The organism is Persicobacter psychrovividus (assembly GCF_036492425.1).
In the GTDB taxonomy this organism is placed as follows: Bacteria; Bacteroidota; Bacteroidia; order Cytophagales; family Cyclobacteriaceae; genus Persicobacter; species Persicobacter psychrovividus.
Genome location: NZ_AP025295.1, coordinates 292,039 through 313,650, shown reverse-complemented (window position 1 = coordinate 313,650; position 21,612 = coordinate 292,039). Strand labels below are relative to the sequence as shown.

Here is a 21,612-nt window from a genome sequence, read left to right as displayed (position 1 = left end):
CAGCCTTACTTTTTCAGTTTGTTTGTAATTCTTCTTTGCATTCAACTGAGCAGTTGCATCTCCAATAAAAAGTTGGTCTACCTCCGCGATGAGGAAATGAAGCTCGACGAGGTCAAAACCTATCAGCCCCAAAACATTGAAGATTATAGGATTCAAGCCAATGATGTCCTCTCCATAGAGGTGCTCAGTCCTGACCCTAATGTTACAGGAATGTTCAACGGCAAAGGAAAAAACACCAATAATATGTCGTTCCGACAGGCGGAAGCGGCCTTCTTCCTGACTGGATATTCCGTCTCGGAACAGGGCAATGTCACTTTACCATTTGCAGGGCCAATAGCCGTCAGAGGTAAAACAGTCACTCAGGCCAATGACGCGATACAGTTGGAAATCAATAATTATCTGAAAAACTCAACGGTGATCACCAAACTGGTCAGTTTCAATATCACCATTCTTGGCGAAGTCAGAGCCCCAGGCCGTTACACGGTCTTCCATTCCAAAGCGTCAATTTTTCACGGTATAGGGCTCGCTGGAGATTTAAGCCCACGCGGGAAGCGGCAGGTGAAAGTCATACGACAAACCGATGCTGGCTCCGATGTTTTCGTTGTTGATTTAACCGACCCACAATTACTGGAAAAGAAGGCATACTATCTTCAGCCGAATGATATCATTTATGTGGAACCCATGGGAGCGGTCACCTCCAGAAATAACCTGAGTTTACTGACGACCTTTTTCGCTGGTATATCCACCCTTGTCCTTGTCCTTAACTACCTACAATAATACCTATGGGATCAATTATCAAAGGAGAAAAGCTAAATGTTACAGCCCTCATTTCAGCTGCACTCAGCAGATGGTACCTTTTTGCCATTTCCATTATTGGCTGCCTGGCTACTGCCTTTTATGTCGTATATACCTCGCCAATGGTCTTTGAGATTTCTGCCAAAGTTTTGGTCAGTGACGACAATTCAAAAGCTGGCCCTGAGGACTTTATGAAAGGGATGGAACTCTTTGCCACGGACACCGAACTGGAGGATGAAATTGGCCTTTTGAGTTCATATACCTTAATCAATAAGGCATTAATGCGCCTGGATGATTTTGATGTTTCCTATTATCAGGGCAATCAACTGAAGAAAAGAGAGCTCTATAAGACCTCCCCTTTCTCCGTGGAATTTGACAACTCAAAATTACAGCTCGCACAGAATTTCATCAACTTCAAGGTCATCAGCAATACCGAAATTCAGGTGTTTTTTGATATTGACAAAGGCCCTTTGTATAATTTGGAGTCGCAGAAAAAAATCACCAAGGTTGAGGATATTCAGGAAGACAAACTTCTACCGCTGAATCAGTGGTACCGCACCGACTACCTCAATTTTAAGGTGTCATTTTTAGAGGAAGACCTTTCTGATTATATCGGTGAAACCTTTGCTTTCAAGATTAATCCTTTGCACAAAATGACCAAAACGTATGTCAATAAACTTGACATTTCACCGATTTCCAAGGAATCGAGTATTGTAGAAATTGCATTACGGGGATCAACCCCTGAAAAGGAAGTGGAATTCGTTAATATGCTCATTCAGGTTTATTTGGAAAGCGACCTGAATAAAAAGAATGAACTGGGATTGCAAACCATTAAGTTTATTGACGGTCAGCTTGCTGGCGTTTCCGATTCATTAAAAAGTGTGGAAAAATCATTGGAAAATTTCCGTGCTGATAATGAAATTCTCGACATTACCACCACTTCCACCAACCTCTATACCAAGCTCGACCGACTGGAAACCGAGCAGGGGGAATTGAAGGCGAAGCTCAAATATTACCAGTATGTTTATGATTACTTAAATGCCTCAGCGAAGGATTTTCAGGACATCGTGGCGCCTTCCTCTATTGGGGTGGATGATCCGCTTTTGACCAACCTACTCATCGAGCTGTCGCAACTTAATCAGGAAAGAGCGGCCCTCGGTTACTCCACAAAAAACTCCAACCCCATCACCCAACAGTTTGATGCTAAAATTACCAACGCTAAAGCTGCGGTAAAGGAGAATGTGAACAACATCATCAACACGACAAAATTTGCTGTTTCGGATATCAACAAGCGACTTGCTGAGATTAAAAAAACGCTCAACAAACTTCCGAGCAATGAGCGCGCATTGGTGAATATTCAGCGACAATTCAATATCAATGATAATATCTACAATTACCTGTTGGAAAAACGGGCGGAGGCCGGCATTGCCATCGCTTCGAACACTTCCAATAAAACCATTGTGGATCAGGCCATGCTGAAAAGTGACTTCCCCGTGGCGCCAAAACCAAAAATCACCTACTTATTGGCGCTATTTTTCGGCATACTGTTGCCGCTGATCGCCATTGTGGTCCTGGATGCCATCAACGACAATATCATTTCAAAACAACAGCTCGAGCAACTGACGGAAATTCCAATTCTGGGAATGGTTCCCAATGGAAGTAAGGTACACCAGAAAGCAGTGGCCATTACCCACTACAAACCCGAAACAGTCCTTGCGGAAGCCTTTCGCTCCATCAGGGTGAACCTGCAATACCTCACTTTTAAAGAGGAACATAAAGTGATGGGCGTAACCTCCTCTATCAGTGGTGAAGGAAAAACCTTTTGCTCGCTCAACTTGAGTATCGTACTTGCACAGTCTGGAAAGAAAACCGTTCTTGTAGAAAGCGACCTCCGACGGCCAAAAATTTCAACTTACTGGGAGAATAGTCATTTTAAAACCGACAAAGGGCTGAGCTCTTATTTGGTAGGTCAGCATAATACGAAAAGTATTATTCAGAAATCAGAGGTAGAGAACCTTGACATTATTGTGGCTGGACCAACACCACCAAATCCCATCGACCTGATTTCGTCAGTAAGAATGAATGAATTAATTCAGGAGCTTCGGAAAACCTATGATTTCATTATTCTGGATACTCCCCCACTCACTTTTGTGTCGGAGTATATTATTTTGAAGGAGCTCGTGGACAACACCGTTTACGTGGTCAGGTCAAACTACACAAAACAGACATTATTGAATAACATCAATGAACTGTATCAGAAAAAACAGATCAACAATATTTCCATCCTGCTTAATTGCGTAAAAGAAGGCATGTTCTCTTCTGACAAGTATAAATCTTATGCGGCGAGTTACTCCAACACCTACAAGAATAAAAACTCAAAAAAAATAACCTCCAAAGCGTAAGGCGATTTTAAGCTTATTGCATTGCTAAAAATTTCAAGAATAATTCTATTAAAGAATTTCTGCCCGCTTTTTTGGAAATAAATTTCTTGATTAACCCTCTGAAAGTAAAATTTTAGAGGGTTTTTACTTTCCTTTGTGGCTTGATTTAAATTAACAAAAAATAGCGATAATGAGTATGATTTGCCCATGTGGACGCCCAAGGCTTTATGAAGACTGCTGCGGAAAATACATTACTGGACGAGAAAAAGCCCCTACCGCATTAGATCTGATGCGTTCAAGATATACGGCGCATGTGAAGGCAAACGTGGACTATATCGTCAATACCACCTTACCTGAGCAACAAGCCGACATTGACCGTGCTGCTGTAACCGCCTGGGCCGTAAAGACCCAATGGAAAGGCTTGGAGATTGTCAGCACCTTAGAAAAAGAGGAAGGCAATGAAGGTATTGTGGAGTTCAAAGCTTTCTTTGAAGCCAACGGACAGGTAAAACAACACCACGAAAGATCGATATTTGAAAAACGAGAAGACCAATGGTATTATGTGGGTGGTGCGACCAACCCCTCTTCCAAAGGAGATCGTATTCAGCGAAATGGCCAGTGCCCTTGCGGTAGTGGTAAAAAATATAAAAAATGCTGTGGAAAATAAATCCCCGCAAAAAAATAAAGCATACCCCAACGGTATGCTTTATTTTTTTATTTAAATCTGGCTAAAACTTCTTTTGTCAAATCATACTGTTCACTCCCCGAGAGTATGAAAATCGTGCCGCGAACTTTGGCGGTAAAAACATGAGTGAAACCCTCATTTTCTGCAATTTCCCGAATGTACCGGTCTACCTTATGATAAACAGGCTGAAACAGCGCTTGCTCTTTGCTCACAATATCGTCCTGACTTTTCTTGTCGAAGTCGATCAATGACTTTCGCATTTTTTCGACAGACTCTTCACGGCTCTTCACCACTTCCCCCGAGAAAGTATCCCGATAATGATTCAGTTCCATTATCTCATCCTGATACCGCTGCATTTTTTTGGCACGCTGCTCCGCAATCTGACGCTTAAAAAGCTCCAATTCTGCCTGAATAAGACCAAAACCGTTATGATGCTGCAAAACAAAATCTACATCTACATAACCTACCTTAACTTGTGCATGTGCTAAAGACGGTGAAATAAATGCTACCGAACAACTTAGGAATGCAAACAAAAATCGAATCATTTAAATCAATTACTCTTGAAAAAATCAATACCAAACACCAAAATAACCCCTTTTCGATAGATTAAGAAACAATGCTTCTCAAAATATCCTGATTATGGGCCAAAAATACCTACTGGGCTGAGATAGCACAGAAAATCATGACTTAAAGGAGAAGAATTATAATATGCAGTGGAATTTTTCAGGGTTCATGAACATTTGATCAACGGAAATGATTTTATCGCTGAACCAAAAAATGAAACCTTATGAGATCATTATTACTTTGTGTCTTATCCCTTGTGTTGATCCAAGCTGCGGCATTTGCCCAAGAGGATGATAATAACCGTTCAAAAAAAATTGAAACTTATGACCATAGTTCTCTTGCCGCTGGAACTTTCAGAATTGGGGCAGATTTTATTATCAGTGTTGAAGATGGCGACGACAATTATGGACTCACCACAGAAATTAATTATTTCCTGCTGAATAATCTGGCCATCGGTGGGGAAGCAACCTACCGCGATGTCGGCAACTCAACCACATTCTGGGTGGCAGCGAATTTGCGATATTATGTGATGTTCAATGAACGGGTAGGTATTTTCGGTAAAGCCGTTTTAGGTTATCAAAATGCCAATGCAAATGGCAACCCTGACAATGACAGTGAAAATGGGTCTGTGCTTTTCACCGCAACGCCTGGGTTGACGTATTTTATTTCCGACCGAATAAATTTGGAAACCGCTATTTCCCCTACATTTAATAATTTTGGATTGACTTTCAGTTACTTCTTTAAATAGTGTAATGGCCCTTCAGCATTAAGTTGAAGGGCTTTTTTGCTGAATTAATGCAGCACCCACTGCCGTTGCTGAAGCTGCTTGCGGAACGATGATGTATCGCTTATTATACAATACAGACAGTTGATCAAATACCTGTTTGGCATGCCCGAGAGTGGCCAACTTTCCTGTTACAATAATCGTGTTTGTTCCCTTCACCATTGCATGGGCATTGGCCAAAACCCCGACCGACTGACAAATCATATTCAAAATCGCCACTGCGTAATCTTCAGCGCTTGCACTGTCATGCGATTTCCCAAAATTCGATGCGGTTAAATGTGCCGGGAGGCCATCAATCGCCTTATCTACAATATCTCCTACTCGCAAGTCAACATTTTTCAAGTCCCCAACTTCAGACATTTTTTCAAGAAGTTGAAGGTCAGAAATCCCCAATATGGCATGGGCCAAGCCCTTGAGTGTACCACCGCCAATACCACTTCCTCCTACATGTTGAACGCTATCCTGATCAAAATAAACCATTGCGGTTCCTGTACCCATACTGACCACCAGCCCCGATGCTTCCCCTGAAAGATAAGCACCTCCGCGCCCAATAGCTTCAAACTCACTCACCATTTGTATTGGTAAACCCAATATCTGATCCTCAAAAAAAGTAGAACCAACCCCCGTGAGCCCTATATTGTCAATAGCGGAAAGGGGTAGCTTATGCGTCAACAGGAATTTTCCCAGCGCACCCGTAGCACTCGCGATCGGATCCGAAGCACTGACACTGACAGGCTCCAACATCACATCACCATTAAATGCTACTAAATCTGTCGTTGTTCCACCAATATCAATTCCTACGCTGAATCCCATATCAAAAAGGCTATAATTATTTAAAGTGCTACCAAAATTACCGTAATTTCGGCAATAAAGAAGTCAATAGAAAATGCAACACGAAAATAGTATTATCATTAATAAGCCCCTCAAGGAAGTTGTTCGCCTTTTTGAAAATGAAAACAACCTTTACGAGTGGCATGCCAATCTAAAAAAAATAAAACCCATTACCGGTAAAAAGCGGCAAACGGGCTATGAGGCCATAATGGTTTATGAAATTCAGGGGAGGTCATTTGAACTTCAGGAAAAAGTCGTGCTGAATAATTTACCTGAGCAATTCATCAGTGAGCACCTCCATCAAGGTGTTTACAACCGCGTTGAACACTGCTTCGAGGCCGAAACGGAGGAAGTAACACGGTGGACAACGGTCAATACGCTCGAACTCAGGGGATGGAAAAAAATATTCGGTATTTTCATGAAAAGCAATATGAAATCCACAGCACTACAAACAGCACGGGCGTTTAAAGCATTTGCAGAATCAAAGTGAAAAAAATAAAAAAATTTTGATCGCTAACTCCATGATCTATCGAAACTTAAACTTTTATGATAAAAATTGACAAATTATAGGTTTGGAAATTAGTCATAAATCACCTTATATTTGTTTCACAATCGGGATGTAGCGCAGTCCGGTAGCGTACATGCATGGGGTGCATGGGGTCGCAGGTTCAAATCCTGTCATCCCGACCACATAAAGTATTCTATTTAGCGCGGGGTGTAGCGTAGCCCGGTCATCGCGCCTGCTTTGGGAGCAGGAGGTCGCAGGTTCGAATCCTGCCACCCCGACAAAATATCAATAGAAATTACCCCAGGAGAGTTGGGTGAGTGGCTGAAACCACCAGTTTGCTAAACTGACGTACGGGTAACTGTACCGGGGGTTCGAATCCCCCACTCTCCGCCACCGTACCTTAGGCTTCCTGAGGTATTCGGGCTCTTAGCTCAGTTGGTTCAGAGCACCTGCCTTACAAGCAGGGGGTCATTGGTTCGAATCCAATAGGGCCCACAATTTTCTTGAAGACAAAAACAGGCGTTTCATTTGAGACGCCTATTTTTTTGACCAAGAATACCACCACATTATTTTAAAGATTATACCTATCTTTGCATTGAAAGACATCAAGATAAAATGGGAGTAGAAATCATTAACACAAAGGAAGTATCAAGTAGCCTGAAAATTCCTTTATGGCTTACAAAGTGGGTCATGAAATTGACAAAAATCAAAGACCTCAATAAACTTTACGAAAACGTGCATCCCGCACAAGGTATTGACCTTATGCATAAGGCACTCCACTATAATGGGACCAAAGCGGCAGTAAGCGAAGAGATGCTCGCAAAAATCCCTAAGGATGGTGCATTTATTACGGTAAGTAATCACCCTTTCGGTTTACTTGATGGGATCATGATTATCAGTGTTATTGGACGAATTCGTCCGGATTATAAGGTGATTGCCAATTATCTGCTCTCGATGATGGAACCACTGAAAGACTGTTTTATCTCTGTAGATCCTTTTGAAAATAAAAAGGACCGTAAATCTGGTATGGGCGCTTTTTCAAGATCGTTGAAACGTCTGGAGGCAGGACATCCTATCGGGATTTTTCCTGCAGGTGAGGTGGCCACAACTTACGATGGCAATCCAGAAGTTACCGATCGCCCATGGAGTTTATCTTCCATGCGATTAATTAAAAAAGCAAATGTGCCTGTCATTCCCATTCATTTTGGTGGGCATAACAGCAGCATGTTTCACCGCCTGGGCCGTATTCACCCGATGCTCAGAACAGCGACCATTCCGAGAGAGTTTTTCAAAAAGGCGAATACCGATATTCCTTTCAGTATCGGGGACCCGATTTCTGCAGAAGAAATTCAAGCACTTGACAAGCCAGACGCCATCCGTCAGCACCTCCGTGCCAAGGTCTTCGAAATGGATCCAGCAAAAAAGTAATTCAAATTAAGCTATAAATAAAAAGCGAAGCCCTAAAGATCAGGCTTCGCTTTTTTTTGGTTGAAAATGGAAAAAGCCGCTCCGAAGAGCGGCATTTCACATTAAATAAACAATAAATTAAAGAGGCTTACGAATATTGCAAAGCACATTGTCCCCCCCTCTATCCTACTGAAATACATGTGATCAAATTAATCCACATTTACACATGTCAACAATATTATGCTTATCGTATCAAGATTGTTTTTATCAAAAGATAATTTCAATATATCAATTACTTGGTCCACCAAAAATCCTGAGGCATTGCTTGAGCAGCCTGCATATTTTTCAAATTGGTTGATGCTTCAGAAATAGGATAATCGATTTTCCACTGATAAAATTCATCAAAGCTTTTATTAATATCATCGGAAACATCTACATAGTCCGTTCCAGGAATAAATACCTTACCGAAGAAAATATCAGCGTTTCTTCTAACCTCAGCATATGCTTCAGGCCCATTACCAATAAGTGCCACCCATTTTTGCTTCAAAATTGCGGCTTCAGCATCCGCGTTGAAGTCTGCCAAAATAGCTGCCCAAAATGCTGGATAATCTGTTTCTACATCACTACCCAAACCATAGTATTCTAAAGAAGCATTAACGCCATTTTTATAATACATCAATTTCATAGCAGCATCGGATGCGTGCTCTGCTCTCAAAAAGAATGCTTCAGCTGCAGTAAACACCAATTCTGGAGAATCTGCACCGCCTACATTTGCCGTATTACCTTTGAACATCCCATTAAGCGCACCTACATCCTCACCAGATTTTAGCTGCGGAGCGTACCATGGTTCTTCCGTCACAACACCCTCTTCATCCTCAGCCGTATTTGTAAAATAAACAGGTAGGCGAGGATCATCATTGGTCATATCCATATCATGTTGATTCATGGTATTCAATGCCGCCTGTGAAGGAAAAGCGCCTCCCCAGATAAAAGAAAATGCATCTCCATTAGAAGCTAATCCCCAAACATCACCTTCACCAGTATAAGGGATCATTGCAATGTCCGCATTAGTTTCAATTAATGGTTTTGACAGCGATTCCTGAACTTTGGCACTATTTCCAATACGAGTCGCCAAACGTAACCTCAAAGAGTTTGCTAATTTCACCCACTGCTCATGGTCACCACCATACACTAAATCAGCATCCCCAAAGGTATTACCAGGCTTAGAGAGGGTTTCCACTGCATTGTCCAATTTGGCAATCATATCATCGTAGATCTCTTGCTGAGAATCATATTTTGGCTTTAGGATGTCATCCGTAAGTTTTTCACCTGCTTCAGCAGCAGCAAAACCTTTACCAGCATCGAAATAAGGGATATGGCCATAGATATCAGTGATACGGTGAGCATTATACACTTTCCAGACATCGAGCATAGCCAATTTTGTAGCAGAATTGTCTGTCTTTTTAACATCACTTATAGCGACTTCCAAGTTACCAACAATCTTAACGTAAGATTTATTCCAATACTCTCCTACCCAGATTGGTCCATTACCTGTCAGCCACACACGAGAATCACCCCAGGCACCTACATAGTGCATACCTAACATTCCAGTTGTAAGGCTATTTAAACGAGATGTTTCATGACCAACTCCAGCAATTGCCAACTGTGTAAAAGTAAAAGTCTGCGCCGGTGATGGTTTGGTCGGAAGGTTAGGATTGGTATTTAAATCCTCGAAGTTACTTGTACATGAGGCCATTGTGATAGCCGCAAATGCTGTACAAGCAATATTTTTATATAATTTATTTAATATCATGATCGTTGTCTTTAAAAATAATAACTATCAGAGATCGGGGAAACTTAAAATTTTACATTCAAGTTAACACCATAGCTTGCGGTAGATGGTAAGGAAGCATACTCTACTCCAAGCATCCCACGAGAAACAATAGACTCAGGGTCAATACCATCCAATCCATTGTAAAGGAAGGCAAGGTTTCTACCTACTAAAGAGATGCTTGCATCACCAACATGAATTTTCTCTGTCCACGTTTTTGGGAATTTAAAGCCAAAGCTCACTTCACGAAGCTTCACATAAGTAGCATCCTTCACAAAGTCATCAGCAACTTTATTTTCTCCAACTTGACGATAATACTCTTGCGTATCCATCATCGTTTCTACGCCATTTTCATTAACAACACTTACCCCACCAGCATTTCGTTGTTCAGCCGTTGTTTGGTGGTTACCATTTTGGTGCAGCGCATAATTTGTATAGGAGAACATATCACCACCAACTTTCGCGTCTAATACCACATTCAAAAGGAAGTTTTTATAAGCGAAAGAGTTTGAAAGTCCCAATAGGTAATCTGGGGTAATATTTCCTAATGACTGATAAGTGTTCCCTGTATCATCTACTTCCAACATCAAGTTACCAGAACCATCCACCATTGGAAGGCCATCATTTGATCTTTGAAGTTTTGGCCCTTTGATTTCACCGTAAGCTTTACCCAATTCGGCAAAAATAGCAGCCTCTCCACGAGCTGATTGATTTAAAAGAATTTGTGTCAATCCTTCTTCCTCATAGAGCTCTTCCAAAACATTGACATTTTTAGTAAAGTTCAGACCAGCATTCCAACTAAAACCATTCAAATCCTCAACAATCTGAGCGGTAAGTAATAACTCAATACCTTTGTTTCGCATTGAACCTTGGTTAATTACCACAGAATGCGCACCAGATGAATAAGGTAAGGACACTGGAATTACCTGGTCAACTGTAATTGCATTATAATAGGTAATATCTAAGCCCAATCGGTTATTCAAAAATTTCAAGTCTGTTCCAAATTCAATTGCTGTTGTACGCTCAGGAGCGATGTTAGGGTCAACAAGACCAACAAATGCATCATCACCACGATTGTTTATTGAGCCTATTGAACCTGCTGGCTGACCATTAATGACATCCTGTGTAATCACTGAATAATTAAGGGTCTGTGCGTAAGGATCAGTATCTCTACCCACCTGCGCCCATGATGCACGAACTTTACCAAAGGTGAAACCTGAAGGATCAAGGTCTAACATTTCACTGAAAGCAAAAGCACCTGTGAATGATGGATAAAAGTAACCACTTGTATGGGTTGGCAAAGCAGACGACCAATCATTTCTTGCCGTTGCGTCTAAAAACAACATGTTTTTATAAGCCAAGCTTAATTGGGCATAGATTGATTGCACCTCTTTTTGCGTCAAGTTTTCTGTAGTTGCAGTACCGCCATCAGCATTATTAAAACTATACCAGTCTTTTTCCAATAAAGCATTAGCTGCTGTCAGGTTATGCTTCACGTTTTGCTTTAATAAATTACCCCCAGCGAGTAAATTCAATTCCAACTCATTAGCGAACGATTCTTTATAGTTCACCAAAAAATCAGTATTTTGCTCACTTACCATAAATTGATCCTTCAACAAACGCCCTGGTGCATGGTAAACGGTACCTTCAGCTCCTTTTGGTGCTGTTCTGTAACGCTCATGACTCCACATATCTGCCGCATGGCGTACCTGCACAGATAATTTCTCTGTCACATCATACTTTATCGAACCATATCCGATTACACGGTTTTTTTCATCCCAGTTAGGTGCATGATTAATCGAGAAATATGGATTAAATACAAATGCACTTTGAGTAAAGTTGTAATGCTCACCATTTCGAAGATAATTTGCTTTCAAATCTTGGTTACGAACCGTTCTTGGCATATTGATGAAGGTAAACATCGGATTCTCCATCGTTTCTGCCATATAAGCACGATTTTCTCCCTTTACATTGATATAATTGATTTTTGTATCAAACGTAAATTTGTTGCTTTTTAATCTACCTCTTAAGCCAAGGTTATTTCTGTTATATTCAGAAGATGGAATTAATCCTTGGTTTTGTAAGTTGGCATAAGAAACGCGGAAATCAGCTGTTTCCGAACCGCCAGAGATGGCAATAGAGTTGGTCATTGTAGAACCAGTCTGAAAGAAATCAGACACGTTGTTTGGCTGTGCGGTGTATGTAGAGGTCTCTCCTGTCCAATCAGTGTAAGACTGTCCCATTGTTTTTGCTCCCCAGCTCGATTGTGCATAAGCTTCTTTCCTTACATTATCTACTGAAGGAACCTCGCCATCACGTCCAACACCATATTGGTTTTGGAAACTCGGCATAATTAATGGCTTTTCAAAAGTGAAATTACCATTATATTCTACGCTGATTTTATCGGATTTTTTGCCTCCTTTGGTGGTAATAACGATCACACCACCACCAGCACGAGAACCATATAAAGCAGCAGCAGCAGGCCCTTTCAATACAGACAATGATTCAATATCATCTGCATTCAGATCCCCAATACCATCACCGTAATCTACACCACCATCCCAATAGGAACCTTGTGCAGAATAGAATGATGAGTTATCAATTGGCACCCCATCAACAATATACAAAGGCTGATTAGATCCAGTGAGGGAACTGTTTCCACGAATGACTACCCTTGAAGACCCTCCGGCCCCTGCAGCCGTTTTGGTGATCTGAACCCCGGCAATTTTACCAGAAATGTTGTTAATTACGTTTGGCTCTTTGGCAACAGCCAGATCCTCACCTTTAACTTCCTGCACTGAGTAACCTAAGGCTTTGGTTTCTCTTTCCATACCAAATGCTGTTACCACAACCTCATTAAGTTCGGCAACATCAGCATTTAACCTTACAGAAATAGTGCTTTGATTTCCGACGGTAACTTCTTTATCTGCATAACCGACAAAAGAAAAAACCAATACTGAAGACTCACCTGGAACGGTGATAGAGTATTGACCGTCAACATTTGTAGCAGTACCCGTTGTACTACCTTTAATAATCACATTCGCTCCAGGAATAGGCATGCCATCATCGGAGGAAGATACTGTACCTGAAATTGTCAGGCTCTGAGCCCAAGACACAGTGGTAACGCATAGCAGTAGAGCTACTGCCATTAATAGGTTAATGTGTTTCATGTGGTAAAAAATTGGTAAATAAAGTAAGTTAAGCATTAAAAAAATGTAAGTTTTTCTTCTGCTTACTCTAATGTATAAAGAAGATATTAAATAAAAAACGTTTTTATTAATAATTATCGTCTTTTTCTAATTTTAGCATTGTAATAGGCACTAATTTCAAAAAGCTTGTGAAAAAAGTGATTAATATTGCGTTTTACACAATTACACCCTCATGCATCATTATTTAAATAGCATTCCGTGAATTTAAGATGAGCAAAATCATGGATTTTCGGCTATTGTGTCATTTCAAATGATACGTTTCGGTTCTTTAATTGATCTTTTGAAACAGTAAAGGGGCGTATTTTTCGCCCCCACCAATTATAAATAAGGCTTTATTTTAAAAAAACACAGATTTTAGGGGCTAATTAAATAAATTATCTACATAAATAGGGGTGATAAAAAAATTTAGCTCAAATATTACCGGCTTCGTTTTTGGCAAAACCCCTCATTACGCGCGTAACAGGCTGATATTCTCAGAATAATTAAATAATCCAACTGATTAATAGTAAATAACTGATGTAATAATGGCAGTAGGCTGCTCATTTTTCGTTATAATAAGCGAAATATTTTTCTTAATGCCCCTACAAATCAAGCTTTGTAATACAGCCCAACAACTTTTATGTTTAACCTTATTCTCATCAAACTCCTTGGAGCTCCCCATAAGCTAACCTTCGAAAATAGAGGACTGAATGCCATGAACGGCATCCTGGTGCTTATTTGCTTAGTGATGGTCGCTATTAATGTCATATTTAACCAGGTGATGCTGCTCAATGTGCTATATATGGGATTGGTTGTTCTTTTTGGCTTTAACTATTATCTGTCAAGATTTGCGAATGCCTATAGAAAAAGTTTGCTGATCATGGTGAGCGGAATCATTACTGCCTTGGCCTATTTATGGTTTAAAACAGGTGGAATTACAGGATCAGCTTCCTTTGCGATTCTTTTTATGATTATCTGTATCATTCAGTTTACAGAAAAACGTTTCCTGACCACGACCGTCAGCTTGCTCCTGGTTTCTGTCTTGATACTGATCGTTGTTTCGGTGCTTTTCCCGAGTATGGTGATTCAGTTATCTGCAGAGGAGCGGGAATACCGGATGACGATGAGTTTTATCACAGGTGCGGTGATCACGATTCCGATCACCCTGTTTTTTAAAATCAACTTTATCAATAAGCAGCATAAGGAGGTTCGGCACCGAAAAGAGATTGAGCAATATAAAAATCAGCTTGAAAATCTGATGGACACCATCAGTGAAGAATTTTATGTTTTTTCAAGGGATGTATCCGAGGTGATTCTTTTTGCCAGCGACCACCCACAAGCGGTATTTGGAGAGGAATACACTACAGAAAATATTGCGCAACACCTTAAAGATAATATTCTCCCACAGAAAAAGGCGTCAGACGAACATACCTTTGAGGCCAAAGTGCAGCGTAATAATTCTGTGCAATGGATAAAAATCACAGAATTTGAAGTGATAGAAGCTGGCAAGGTGGTGAGGATAGATGCTATTGCTCAAGATGTCACCAAACGAAAATTCCTTCAGCAGAAAGTTACACAGGCTCTGGAAAAGGAAAGGCAGCTGAATGAAAGTCAAAGGCAATTTGTATCGATGATTTCCCATCAATTTCGAACTCCCCTGACGGTGATTAAAACGGCGAGTCAGTTTATTCAGCAGCTTTCTTCAGAGCAGCGGGAAGAAGTGAAAAGCATGATCGCGGGCAGGTGGACGCAAATCTATTCCAATATTGATCAGCTGACAGAATTTATGGAAAGCATCCTGACGCTCCACCAGCATGAATCCAGAAAAATTAAATTTACTCCTGGCAAATACAATATTGTGGAAATGATCAGCCAAATCTGTGAACAATATGCCATGCTGGATTTTCATAACAGAGAGATTCAGATCGTCACCGAAAATGAAAACATCGAATGGCTGTTTGACATCACTTTGTTGCGGCAGGCATTTTCAAACCTGATCTCCAATGCCTATAAATATTCTCCTGGAGCGGTGGCTCCACGAATTTTTATTACGGAAAAAAATGATACCCTATCAGTTGAGGTCCGAGATTTCGGTATGGGGATTCCTGAACATCAAAGGGACAAACTTTTCAAGCCCTTCTTCCGGGCAACGAATACCGATCAGATCAAAGGCACAGGCGTCGGGCTGACACTGGTAAAGCATCTTGTCGAATTACATAAAGGACAAATAAGAATGATTTTTCACGAGCAATCAGGCACCTCCTTTTTTATCGACCTTCCCCGACAACCAGATAAGCAAACCGCGCCACTACATAATGTGTGGATTGAAGCATAAAAAAGGGCAGTGAACCACTGCCCTTTTTTATCATTATTTATCTTTTAGCCAACCTTCCGTAACGGCATCCAAAGCTTTGATTTTCGCTTCCATATCCCCCTTCAGTCGGTCTCTGATGGATTTTAAATTATCCAAAAGCGACTGGGTATTATCGGGAAGTGCCTCATTCAAATATTCTTTAATGCGCTTTGCCAATGTTGGCGATTTTCCATTGGTAGAAATCCCAATTTTCAGATCCCCTTTTTTTACCGTTGAGCCAAGATAGAAATCACAAATTGCGGGCGTATCTGCCACATTGGTCAGCAGGTGCCTTTTCTGTGCCTCCGCCTTAATTTCAATATGCAGTTCATGATTGTCCGTTGCCAAAAACAATAAATCCCGGCCCGTCAGATCATCATACATGAAGGGGCGCTCCAAAAGTCTGATCTTAGGTTTATTGGCCACCAAGCTCTTCAGCTCCTGACAAATTTCCCTGGCCACCACCGTGATGTGCGCATCAGGATCATTGTTCAATAGCGCCGTCACTTTTTCCGTCCCGACATAACCACCACCAACAACCAAAATATTGATCTGATCAATTTTTACAAAAATTGGGAATAATGGATTTCCGCTGTTATTCATATTTGTGTTAAGATAATGCCTCTGCCTGTATGGCGTATGTTTCTTTTTTAACCGCCGTCAGCATATTGGCATTCAGCCTTTTACTTACCCCTCCAAAAACAATAATTGCTGGAGAGGCGAATTGGTGATCCCGTGCTAACTGCGCAATATTATGTGCTTTGCCAATGATTGACCGCTCCCCTTGCGCTGTACCATTTTGAATGATGGCCACATCAAGATCCGAACGCCCATGGCGACAAAACACCCCGCTGATTTCCTCGATTTTTGTCATGCCCATCAAAACCACCACCGTAGCAGAGGATTGAGCGGCAAGTTCAATATCTCTGGAAATTTCCCCGGTCCGCAACATCCCTGTAATTACCCAGAAACTTTGCGATACCCCGCGTTCTGTTAATGGAATGCCAGCGGATGCAGGTACTGACAAGGCACTGCTCAATCCTGGCACCAGCGAAGTCAATAAACCATGCGACTTTGCATAATCAATTTCTTCCTGACCACGACCGAACACAAAGGGATCGCCCCCTTTGAGTCGTACCACATTACCCCACAGGTGTGCATAATGCACAATCATCCTATTGATCTCCTCCTGCTTGGCAGAATGCTGACCAACACGTTTCCCGACAAAAATTTTGGGCACATTTGCGGGGGCATGCTGCAAGAGCTCGGGATTTACCAAGGCATCATAAAGAATGCAATCGGCATTAGCGATCGCCTTTACTCCTTTAAGTGTGATCAATTCTGGGTCCCCCGGTCCCGCCCCCACCAAGGTGAGTTGCGGGCACTTCTCCTGCTTCAAATTTTTCATTAAACTGATGCTTCTTGCTTTTGATAGTATGCTTTCACCTGGTCAATCACCGCCTGCGCATCTGCGTGAAATTGCTCCGCAAAGGCTTCGGTCGGTTCATTTTTATTGATCGACAAAACGAAATCTTCGTAGGAAGAAACGCCATTGATGGCCAACTCCCCATTAGAAATAAAATGCTCATCAAATGCCTGCAAAACTTTAATCTGGTTGCTTGCCTTCACCTCTTTGGTAATCAGCATCGCTTTGGCCAAATTCACAAGCGCGGCATAAGAATGATAAATACTATCTGCAAAAGCCCTGCCTTTCAGTGTATTTGAGGCAGAAATCATTTTTTCTTCCACTTCAAAAAGCAAGGTCGCTACTAAATCAACAATCACCCCTGCACACTCGCCAACTTCCGTTTCCACTTTAAAATCCTGCTCATAACCCCAATCCATATAATCATCAGGAATGAGTGTTGACAGGTTAGCCAAAGGTTTCAGCAGGTTGAAGAAATAATCTTTACCCTGACGCAGGTAATAATTAAAATAGTATTCGCCCTCTTGCTGATGTGTTTCGAAATCATTCAAAAGCATTCTCAAAGCCTCAGGCCCTCTTTTTGAAGGAATTTTGATCACCTTTTCCCCTAAATAACCTTGCCCGTCTTTTCCAATTCCACCGCCAATAAGCAACTGTAAAGCTGGAAGAATTTTTTTGTTTTCACGATTTTTAAGGCTTGAACCATGAATACCAATAGAAGCAATGGTGTGCTGCCCACAAGCATTCGGACAACCCGAAATTTTGATAGAAAGCGACTCATCCTTCACATATTCAGGATACTCGTTAACCACCACATTTTCTAACACACGCGCAATGTGCGTACTGTTGCTGATGGCCAAATTACAAGAATCAGTACCAGGACATGCAGTAATATCAGCAAGGGTATTGAAACCCGCAGCGGCCAAATCCAATAGGGACAACGCATTGTAAAGCGCAGGAATATTCTCTTCCTGAACAAAACGAAGCACATACCCTTGATTGATCGTTACACGGATATCATCAGCGGCAAACTTTTTCACGGCCGCAGCAAACAACCTTGCACGCTCGGCTTTGAGGTCCCCATTTTGCAATTTTACTGCGACAGAAAAATAACCCGCCTGTTTTTGTGGCTTAACATTCACCTGCTTCCACAATTCATATTTTGCCAAATCTCCTTGAACCTCTTCAGGGAAAATCGCCTCAGGAATAGGTGCTTGCTGATAATCATCAAGATCAACAGGCAACACCTGATGCGGCAATGCTTTTTCTTCCTCTTTCGCCAGACGAAGAATTTCTGTTGCACCCAAATCTTTCAGCAAAAACTTAAAACGGGCTTTCATTCTTCGGTTACGCTCTCCCCAACGGTCAAAAACGCGAATGATAGACTCCGAAAATGGAATCAGACGATCTTCTTCCAGGAACTCAAGAATTGGCTCCGCCATGCTTGGCTGTGCACCTAAACCACCACCGAGCAGGACTTTAAAACCACGAACTTCTTTACCATCAATCACTTTCACCTTAGGAATAAATCCAAGGTCATGAATAAAAGATAATGCGGAATCATCTTCACTTGAACTGAAAGAAATCTTGAACTTTCGGCCCATTTCCTGACAGAAAGGACTACGCAACAAATATTTGAACATTGCATAGGCGTATGGAGATACATCAAATGGCTCGTTAGGGTCGATACCCGCATAAGCAGATCCCGTGATATTTCGAACGGTGTTTCCACAAGCTTCGCGAAGCGTGATATCATCCTGCTCCAGCTTGGCCCATAATTCAGGGGTTCTGTCGAGGGAAACATAGTGAAGCTGAATATCCTGACGGGTGGTAGCATGAAGGTTGCCACTTCCGTATTCTTCAGACAAATTTGCAATATGAACCATTTGGTGGCTACTCATGCGGCCGAAAGGAATTTTAATTCGGATCATCTGTACGCCTGCCTGGCGCTGCCCATATACTCCCCGAGCCAAACGAAGGCTACGGAATTTATCGTCGTCAATTTTTCCCTCTTTGTGAAGTTGAATTTTATCTGCAAGATCGATAATATCCTGTTGAACAATCGGATTCTCGATACTTTCAAGTTCTGATCTGAAGCTTTGCATGATGGTTATTGTTATTTAGGTGTTGTTTAGAATGGATTGGGTATAAAAAAACCTTCTCAGAAAACTAAGAAGGCGCGCTTTAAGGATGATATGTGAGTATAAAACTAACTTTCACATTGACAACAAAGCACACCTGTCCCGCACATGCAACAACAATTGTTATCACCTGCTTGCTTGGCAAAGAATAAATAAAGATTAAACGGGACTGCGTTCATGATATTCTGATGTTTTACGATATTAAATGTATAAAATAGGAATCAATATCCCAAATATTGATTGGGATAAGCCATGATTTTTTCTGCTTTTGTTTTACTGGATGCAAACATAGGTGGAAATGTTGTAAATCACACAACATTTCCTGCGAATTCTTATCATCATTTTAATGTAATTTCTACTGATTTTTATTCAACTATGAGGTAGCAGGAAAGCGAGGTCGATAATTTTTGTCCACACGTTCCGCCGATAAATCCCGCTTTTTCTAAATCGAAAATGGCAGTAAGATCCTCACCCGCCAATAAATCAGAAGAGAAAACGCACCTGCATCAAACCAATAAAAATGAAAATGATCCCAAGTATGGCATTTAATTTCCGCTGGTGCCCCATCAGCCGGTCGCTGTATTTCATCCCAATGACGGAATATGAGCGGAGAATGGCGTACTTCCCACAAAATACCCCGATCAGGAATAAGGCCAATGTTATATAATGCTGCGCCTCCTGATGTTGTGTCAGAGGGTGCAGTGTAAAGATCAGCACCCAATAAGGGATAGCCTGTGGATTGAGTAATGCCACGATAATCCCACGGAAATAGGCGGGAAATTTCGCCCAATAGCTTTCTTTGTCGGAGGATTTGGGTTTGAGTAGCAGTACCACCAGGCCGATCAATACCAAAATACCGCCAATGATTCCCCGGATAATGGGGTGGGCATCAAGGTAATGAATAAACATGGCCCCGATTAATAAGGCGACACTTCCAAAAAGAAGTTCAACGGTGGCCGCTCCAAAACACATTTGCTTGGCAGACTGAATATCGCGCTGTGCGCTGGCTTTTAAAATAGACATATTAATGGGTCCCAGAGGAATTGCTCCAACAAAGGAGCCTCCGAAACCCATAAATAATGCGATTATTGATTGTATCATTCGTCAAAAAGAAAAGTCCTTCCCCCCTTTCAAAAAATTAAATGGGAGTCTATTATTTTTTGAAACCGTTAATAATTACCGTTTTCATATTGGTAAACTCAAGCATTCCTTCGGCGCCCATTTCCCTGCCGAAACCTGATTCCTTTACGCCTCCAAAAGGCATTTTTGGACTTGACTTCACCATTTCGTTGATGGCCAAAGCACCTGCCTGAATCTGTGGAATAACCCGCTCTGCCTGCGCTTCATCCTGGGTCCAGAAGGAGGAGCCCAAACCAAACGGAACCCCATTGATCAGCTCAACCATTTCAGCTTCCGTTTCATAAGTAACAATGACGCCCACAGGGCCAAAAATCTCATCGTGGAAAGGCAACATGTCAGTCGTAATATTACGCAGCAAAGTGGGCTCGAAATGATTGTCTTTTCGGTTCCCACCAAAAACAAGTTCGGCACCCTGTTCTATCAGCTTGTCCAGCTGTTCCTCTACGGTATCCACCAAATCTGTCCGTGACATCACGCTCATCTGGGTTTCCTCGTCCATCGGGTCGCCAATACGCCAGCTTTCATTAAGCGCTTTCAGTTTTTCAATCACCTGTTCTTCAATGGAGGCGTGCACAATGAATCGCTTAGCGGCAATACAAGTTTGCCCACTGTTCATCATTCGGCTTCTAAATGCACGATCTGTCGCTGTATCCAGATCTGCGGTTTCTGTAATCGTCAGGGCATCGGATCCCCCAAGTTCAAGGACACATTTTTTCAGGTACTTTCCTGCAAGCTGCGCCACGGCTTTTCCCGCATTTCCACTTCCGGTGAGCGTTACGCCCTGTACCTGAGGGTGGGCAATCACCTGCTCAACCTGGCTTGAATCAATCAATAAATGTCGAAAGCTACCCAACGGATAACCCGCAGCCTGAAAAAGCTGCTGAATAAATTCGCCACAGCCCAATACATTAGAAGCATGTTTAAGCATGACTGCATTTCCTGCAAGCATGGTTGGTACGGCAAAACGAATCACCTGCCAAAGCGGAAAATTCCAGGGCATCACAGCCACAATGGTACCAATAGGGTCATACCTCAGGTAACTTTGGTCAAAGTCTGAAGGTAGTTTTTTAGGCTGAAGGATTGTTGGTGCCTGCTCCGCAAAATAATTGACCAGCAAGATACACTTGTCCACCTCTGCCAAAGATTCCGAAATCGGCTTGCCCATTTCACGGGTAATCATCTCTGCCAAAGAACGCTTATTCTCTGTCAATAACTTCGCCAATGCCTTCGTTACCTCGCAACGCTGATCGATCCCCGTTACAGACCATTCTTTAAAGGCCTTTGCACTTTGGTCAATGGCGTTATCTATGGCTTCTTCATTCAATTTTGGGAAAGTTGCAAGTACCTCCCCTGTATATGGATTTATGCTTTGAAGTATATCTGACATCTTAATTTTTTGTTTGTTCGTGCTTTTTGTCCGCCCTCAGTGTGATCTTCGTCGGTTTTTCAAAAGAACCCCTAAAGGTAAGCAAGCAGTTTAAATTTTGAGTTGAATTTCACTAAATATTACACGATTTGATGGCTGAACATCCCTAAACAGCCACCAATCACCACCTTACAACAAATTGTATCCTGCTT

General features: G+C 41.8%; 16 protein-coding genes and 4 tRNA genes. 11 read left to right on the top strand and 9 right to left on the bottom strand.

Annotation, left to right across the window (positions count from 1 at the left end; all coding sequences use genetic code 11):
- The first annotated feature begins 72 nt into the window (after positions 1–72).
- The 3 genes from AABK40_RS20170 to AABK40_RS20160 all read left to right on the top strand — a co-directional run bounded on the left by AABK40_RS20170 (position 73) and on the right by AABK40_RS20160 (position 3,843).
- Entirely contained in the window at positions 73–777 is a 705-nt protein-coding gene (locus AABK40_RS20170; protein ID WP_338398919.1) for a polysaccharide biosynthesis/export family protein, read from the top strand.
- 5 nt (positions 778–782) lie between these two features.
- Positions 783–3,197, top strand: a complete 2,415-nt coding sequence (locus AABK40_RS20165; protein ID WP_338398918.1) for a GumC family protein — start codon at positions 783–785, stop codon at positions 3,195–3,197.
- Between the two features lie 169 nt (positions 3,198–3,366).
- Entirely contained in the window at positions 3,367–3,843 is a 477-nt protein-coding gene (locus AABK40_RS20160) for a YchJ family protein (protein ID WP_332920146.1), read from the top strand.
- 47 nt (positions 3,844–3,890) lie between these two features.
- On the opposite strand, the gene AABK40_RS20155 is transcribed toward AABK40_RS20160, so the two are convergent.
- Positions 3,891–4,394, bottom strand: a complete 504-nt coding sequence (locus AABK40_RS20155; protein WP_332920145.1) for an OmpH/Skp family outer membrane protein — start codon at positions 4,392–4,394, stop codon at positions 3,891–3,893.
- 254 nt (positions 4,395–4,648) lie between these two features.
- On the opposite strand from AABK40_RS20155, the gene AABK40_RS20150 reads away from it, so the two are divergent.
- Positions 4,649–5,173: a hypothetical protein gene (locus AABK40_RS20150; protein WP_332920144.1), complete on the top strand. Its 525-nt coding sequence runs from the start codon at positions 4,649–4,651 to the stop codon at positions 5,171–5,173.
- 18 nt (positions 5,174–5,191) lie between these two features.
- Here AABK40_RS20150 and AABK40_RS20145 read toward each other — a convergent pair whose 3' ends face one another.
- Positions 5,192–6,022, bottom strand: coding sequence for a BadF/BadG/BcrA/BcrD ATPase family protein (locus AABK40_RS20145; RefSeq protein ID WP_338398917.1), 831 nt, complete (start codon positions 6,020–6,022; stop codon positions 5,192–5,194).
- Positions 6,023–6,095: 73 nt separating this feature from the next.
- On the opposite strand from AABK40_RS20145, the gene AABK40_RS20140 reads away from it, so the two are divergent.
- From AABK40_RS20140 to AABK40_RS20115, 6 genes are all read left to right on the top strand, one after another.
- Complete coding sequence (locus AABK40_RS20140; RefSeq protein WP_332920142.1) at positions 6,096–6,530, top strand: SRPBCC family protein; 435 nt, start codon at positions 6,096–6,098, stop codon at positions 6,528–6,530.
- 123 nt (positions 6,531–6,653) lie between these two features.
- Positions 6,654–6,730, top strand: a tRNA-Pro gene (locus AABK40_RS20135).
- A gap of 21 nt (positions 6,731–6,751) precedes the next feature.
- A tRNA-Pro gene (locus AABK40_RS20130) sits at positions 6,752–6,826 on the top strand.
- Positions 6,827–6,851: 25 nt separating this feature from the next.
- A tRNA-Ser gene (locus tag AABK40_RS20125) sits at positions 6,852–6,941 on the top strand.
- A 27-nt stretch (positions 6,942–6,968) separates the two neighbouring features.
- A tRNA-Val gene (locus AABK40_RS20120) sits at positions 6,969–7,043 on the top strand.
- Positions 7,044–7,163: 120 nt separating this feature from the next.
- On the top strand, positions 7,164–7,976 hold the full coding sequence (locus AABK40_RS20115) for a lysophospholipid acyltransferase family protein (RefSeq protein WP_332920141.1): 813 nt from the start codon (positions 7,164–7,166) through the stop codon (positions 7,974–7,976).
- 271 nt (positions 7,977–8,247) lie between these two features.
- Here the strand turns inward: AABK40_RS20115 and AABK40_RS20110 are convergent, their stop codons facing one another.
- Together AABK40_RS20110 and AABK40_RS20105 are read right to left on the bottom strand one after the other, a co-directional pair.
- Positions 8,248–9,768: a SusD/RagB family nutrient-binding outer membrane lipoprotein gene (locus tag AABK40_RS20110; RefSeq protein ID WP_338398916.1), complete on the bottom strand. Its 1,521-nt coding sequence runs from the start codon at positions 9,766–9,768 to the stop codon at positions 8,248–8,250.
- Between the two features lie 44 nt (positions 9,769–9,812).
- Positions 9,813–12,956 carry a SusC/RagA family TonB-linked outer membrane protein gene (locus AABK40_RS20105; RefSeq protein ID WP_338398915.1) on the bottom strand — a complete coding sequence of 1,048 codons (3,144 nt, stop codon included), beginning with the start codon at positions 12,954–12,956 and terminating at the stop codon, positions 9,813–9,815.
- A gap of 658 nt (positions 12,957–13,614) precedes the next feature.
- Between AABK40_RS20105 and AABK40_RS20100 the strand changes: the two genes are divergently transcribed.
- Entirely contained in the window at positions 13,615–15,309 is a 1,695-nt protein-coding gene (locus AABK40_RS20100) for a PAS domain-containing sensor histidine kinase (protein WP_338398914.1), read from the top strand.
- A 33-nt stretch (positions 15,310–15,342) separates the two neighbouring features.
- Here AABK40_RS20100 and AABK40_RS20095 read toward each other — a convergent pair whose 3' ends face one another.
- The 5 genes from AABK40_RS20095 to AABK40_RS20075 form a co-directional block, all read right to left on the bottom strand.
- On the bottom strand, positions 15,343–15,930 hold the full coding sequence (locus AABK40_RS20095) for a precorrin-2 dehydrogenase/sirohydrochlorin ferrochelatase family protein (RefSeq protein WP_332920137.1): 588 nt from the start codon (positions 15,928–15,930) through the stop codon (positions 15,343–15,345).
- A gap of 7 nt (positions 15,931–15,937) precedes the next feature.
- Entirely contained in the window at positions 15,938–16,735 is a 798-nt protein-coding gene (gene cobA, locus AABK40_RS20090) for a uroporphyrinogen-III C-methyltransferase (protein WP_338398913.1), read from the bottom strand.
- A complete protein-coding gene (locus AABK40_RS20085; RefSeq protein ID WP_338398912.1) occupies positions 16,735–18,858 on the bottom strand; it encodes a nitrite/sulfite reductase in 2,124 nt (707 codons plus the stop codon). The genes cobA and AABK40_RS20085 overlap by 1 nt, the downstream gene beginning before the upstream one ends.
- A gap of 519 nt (positions 18,859–19,377) precedes the next feature.
- The gene (locus AABK40_RS20080) at positions 19,378–19,968 is read right to left on the bottom strand and encodes a LysE family transporter (protein ID WP_332920347.1); all 591 of its coding nucleotides are present in this window, start codon (positions 19,966–19,968) and stop codon (positions 19,378–19,380) included.
- Between the two features lie 79 nt (positions 19,969–20,047).
- The gene (locus tag AABK40_RS20075) at positions 20,048–21,421 is read right to left on the bottom strand and encodes an NAD-dependent succinate-semialdehyde dehydrogenase (protein WP_332920134.1); all 1,374 of its coding nucleotides are present in this window, start codon (positions 21,419–21,421) and stop codon (positions 20,048–20,050) included.
- Positions 21,422–21,612 lie beyond the last annotated feature (191 nt).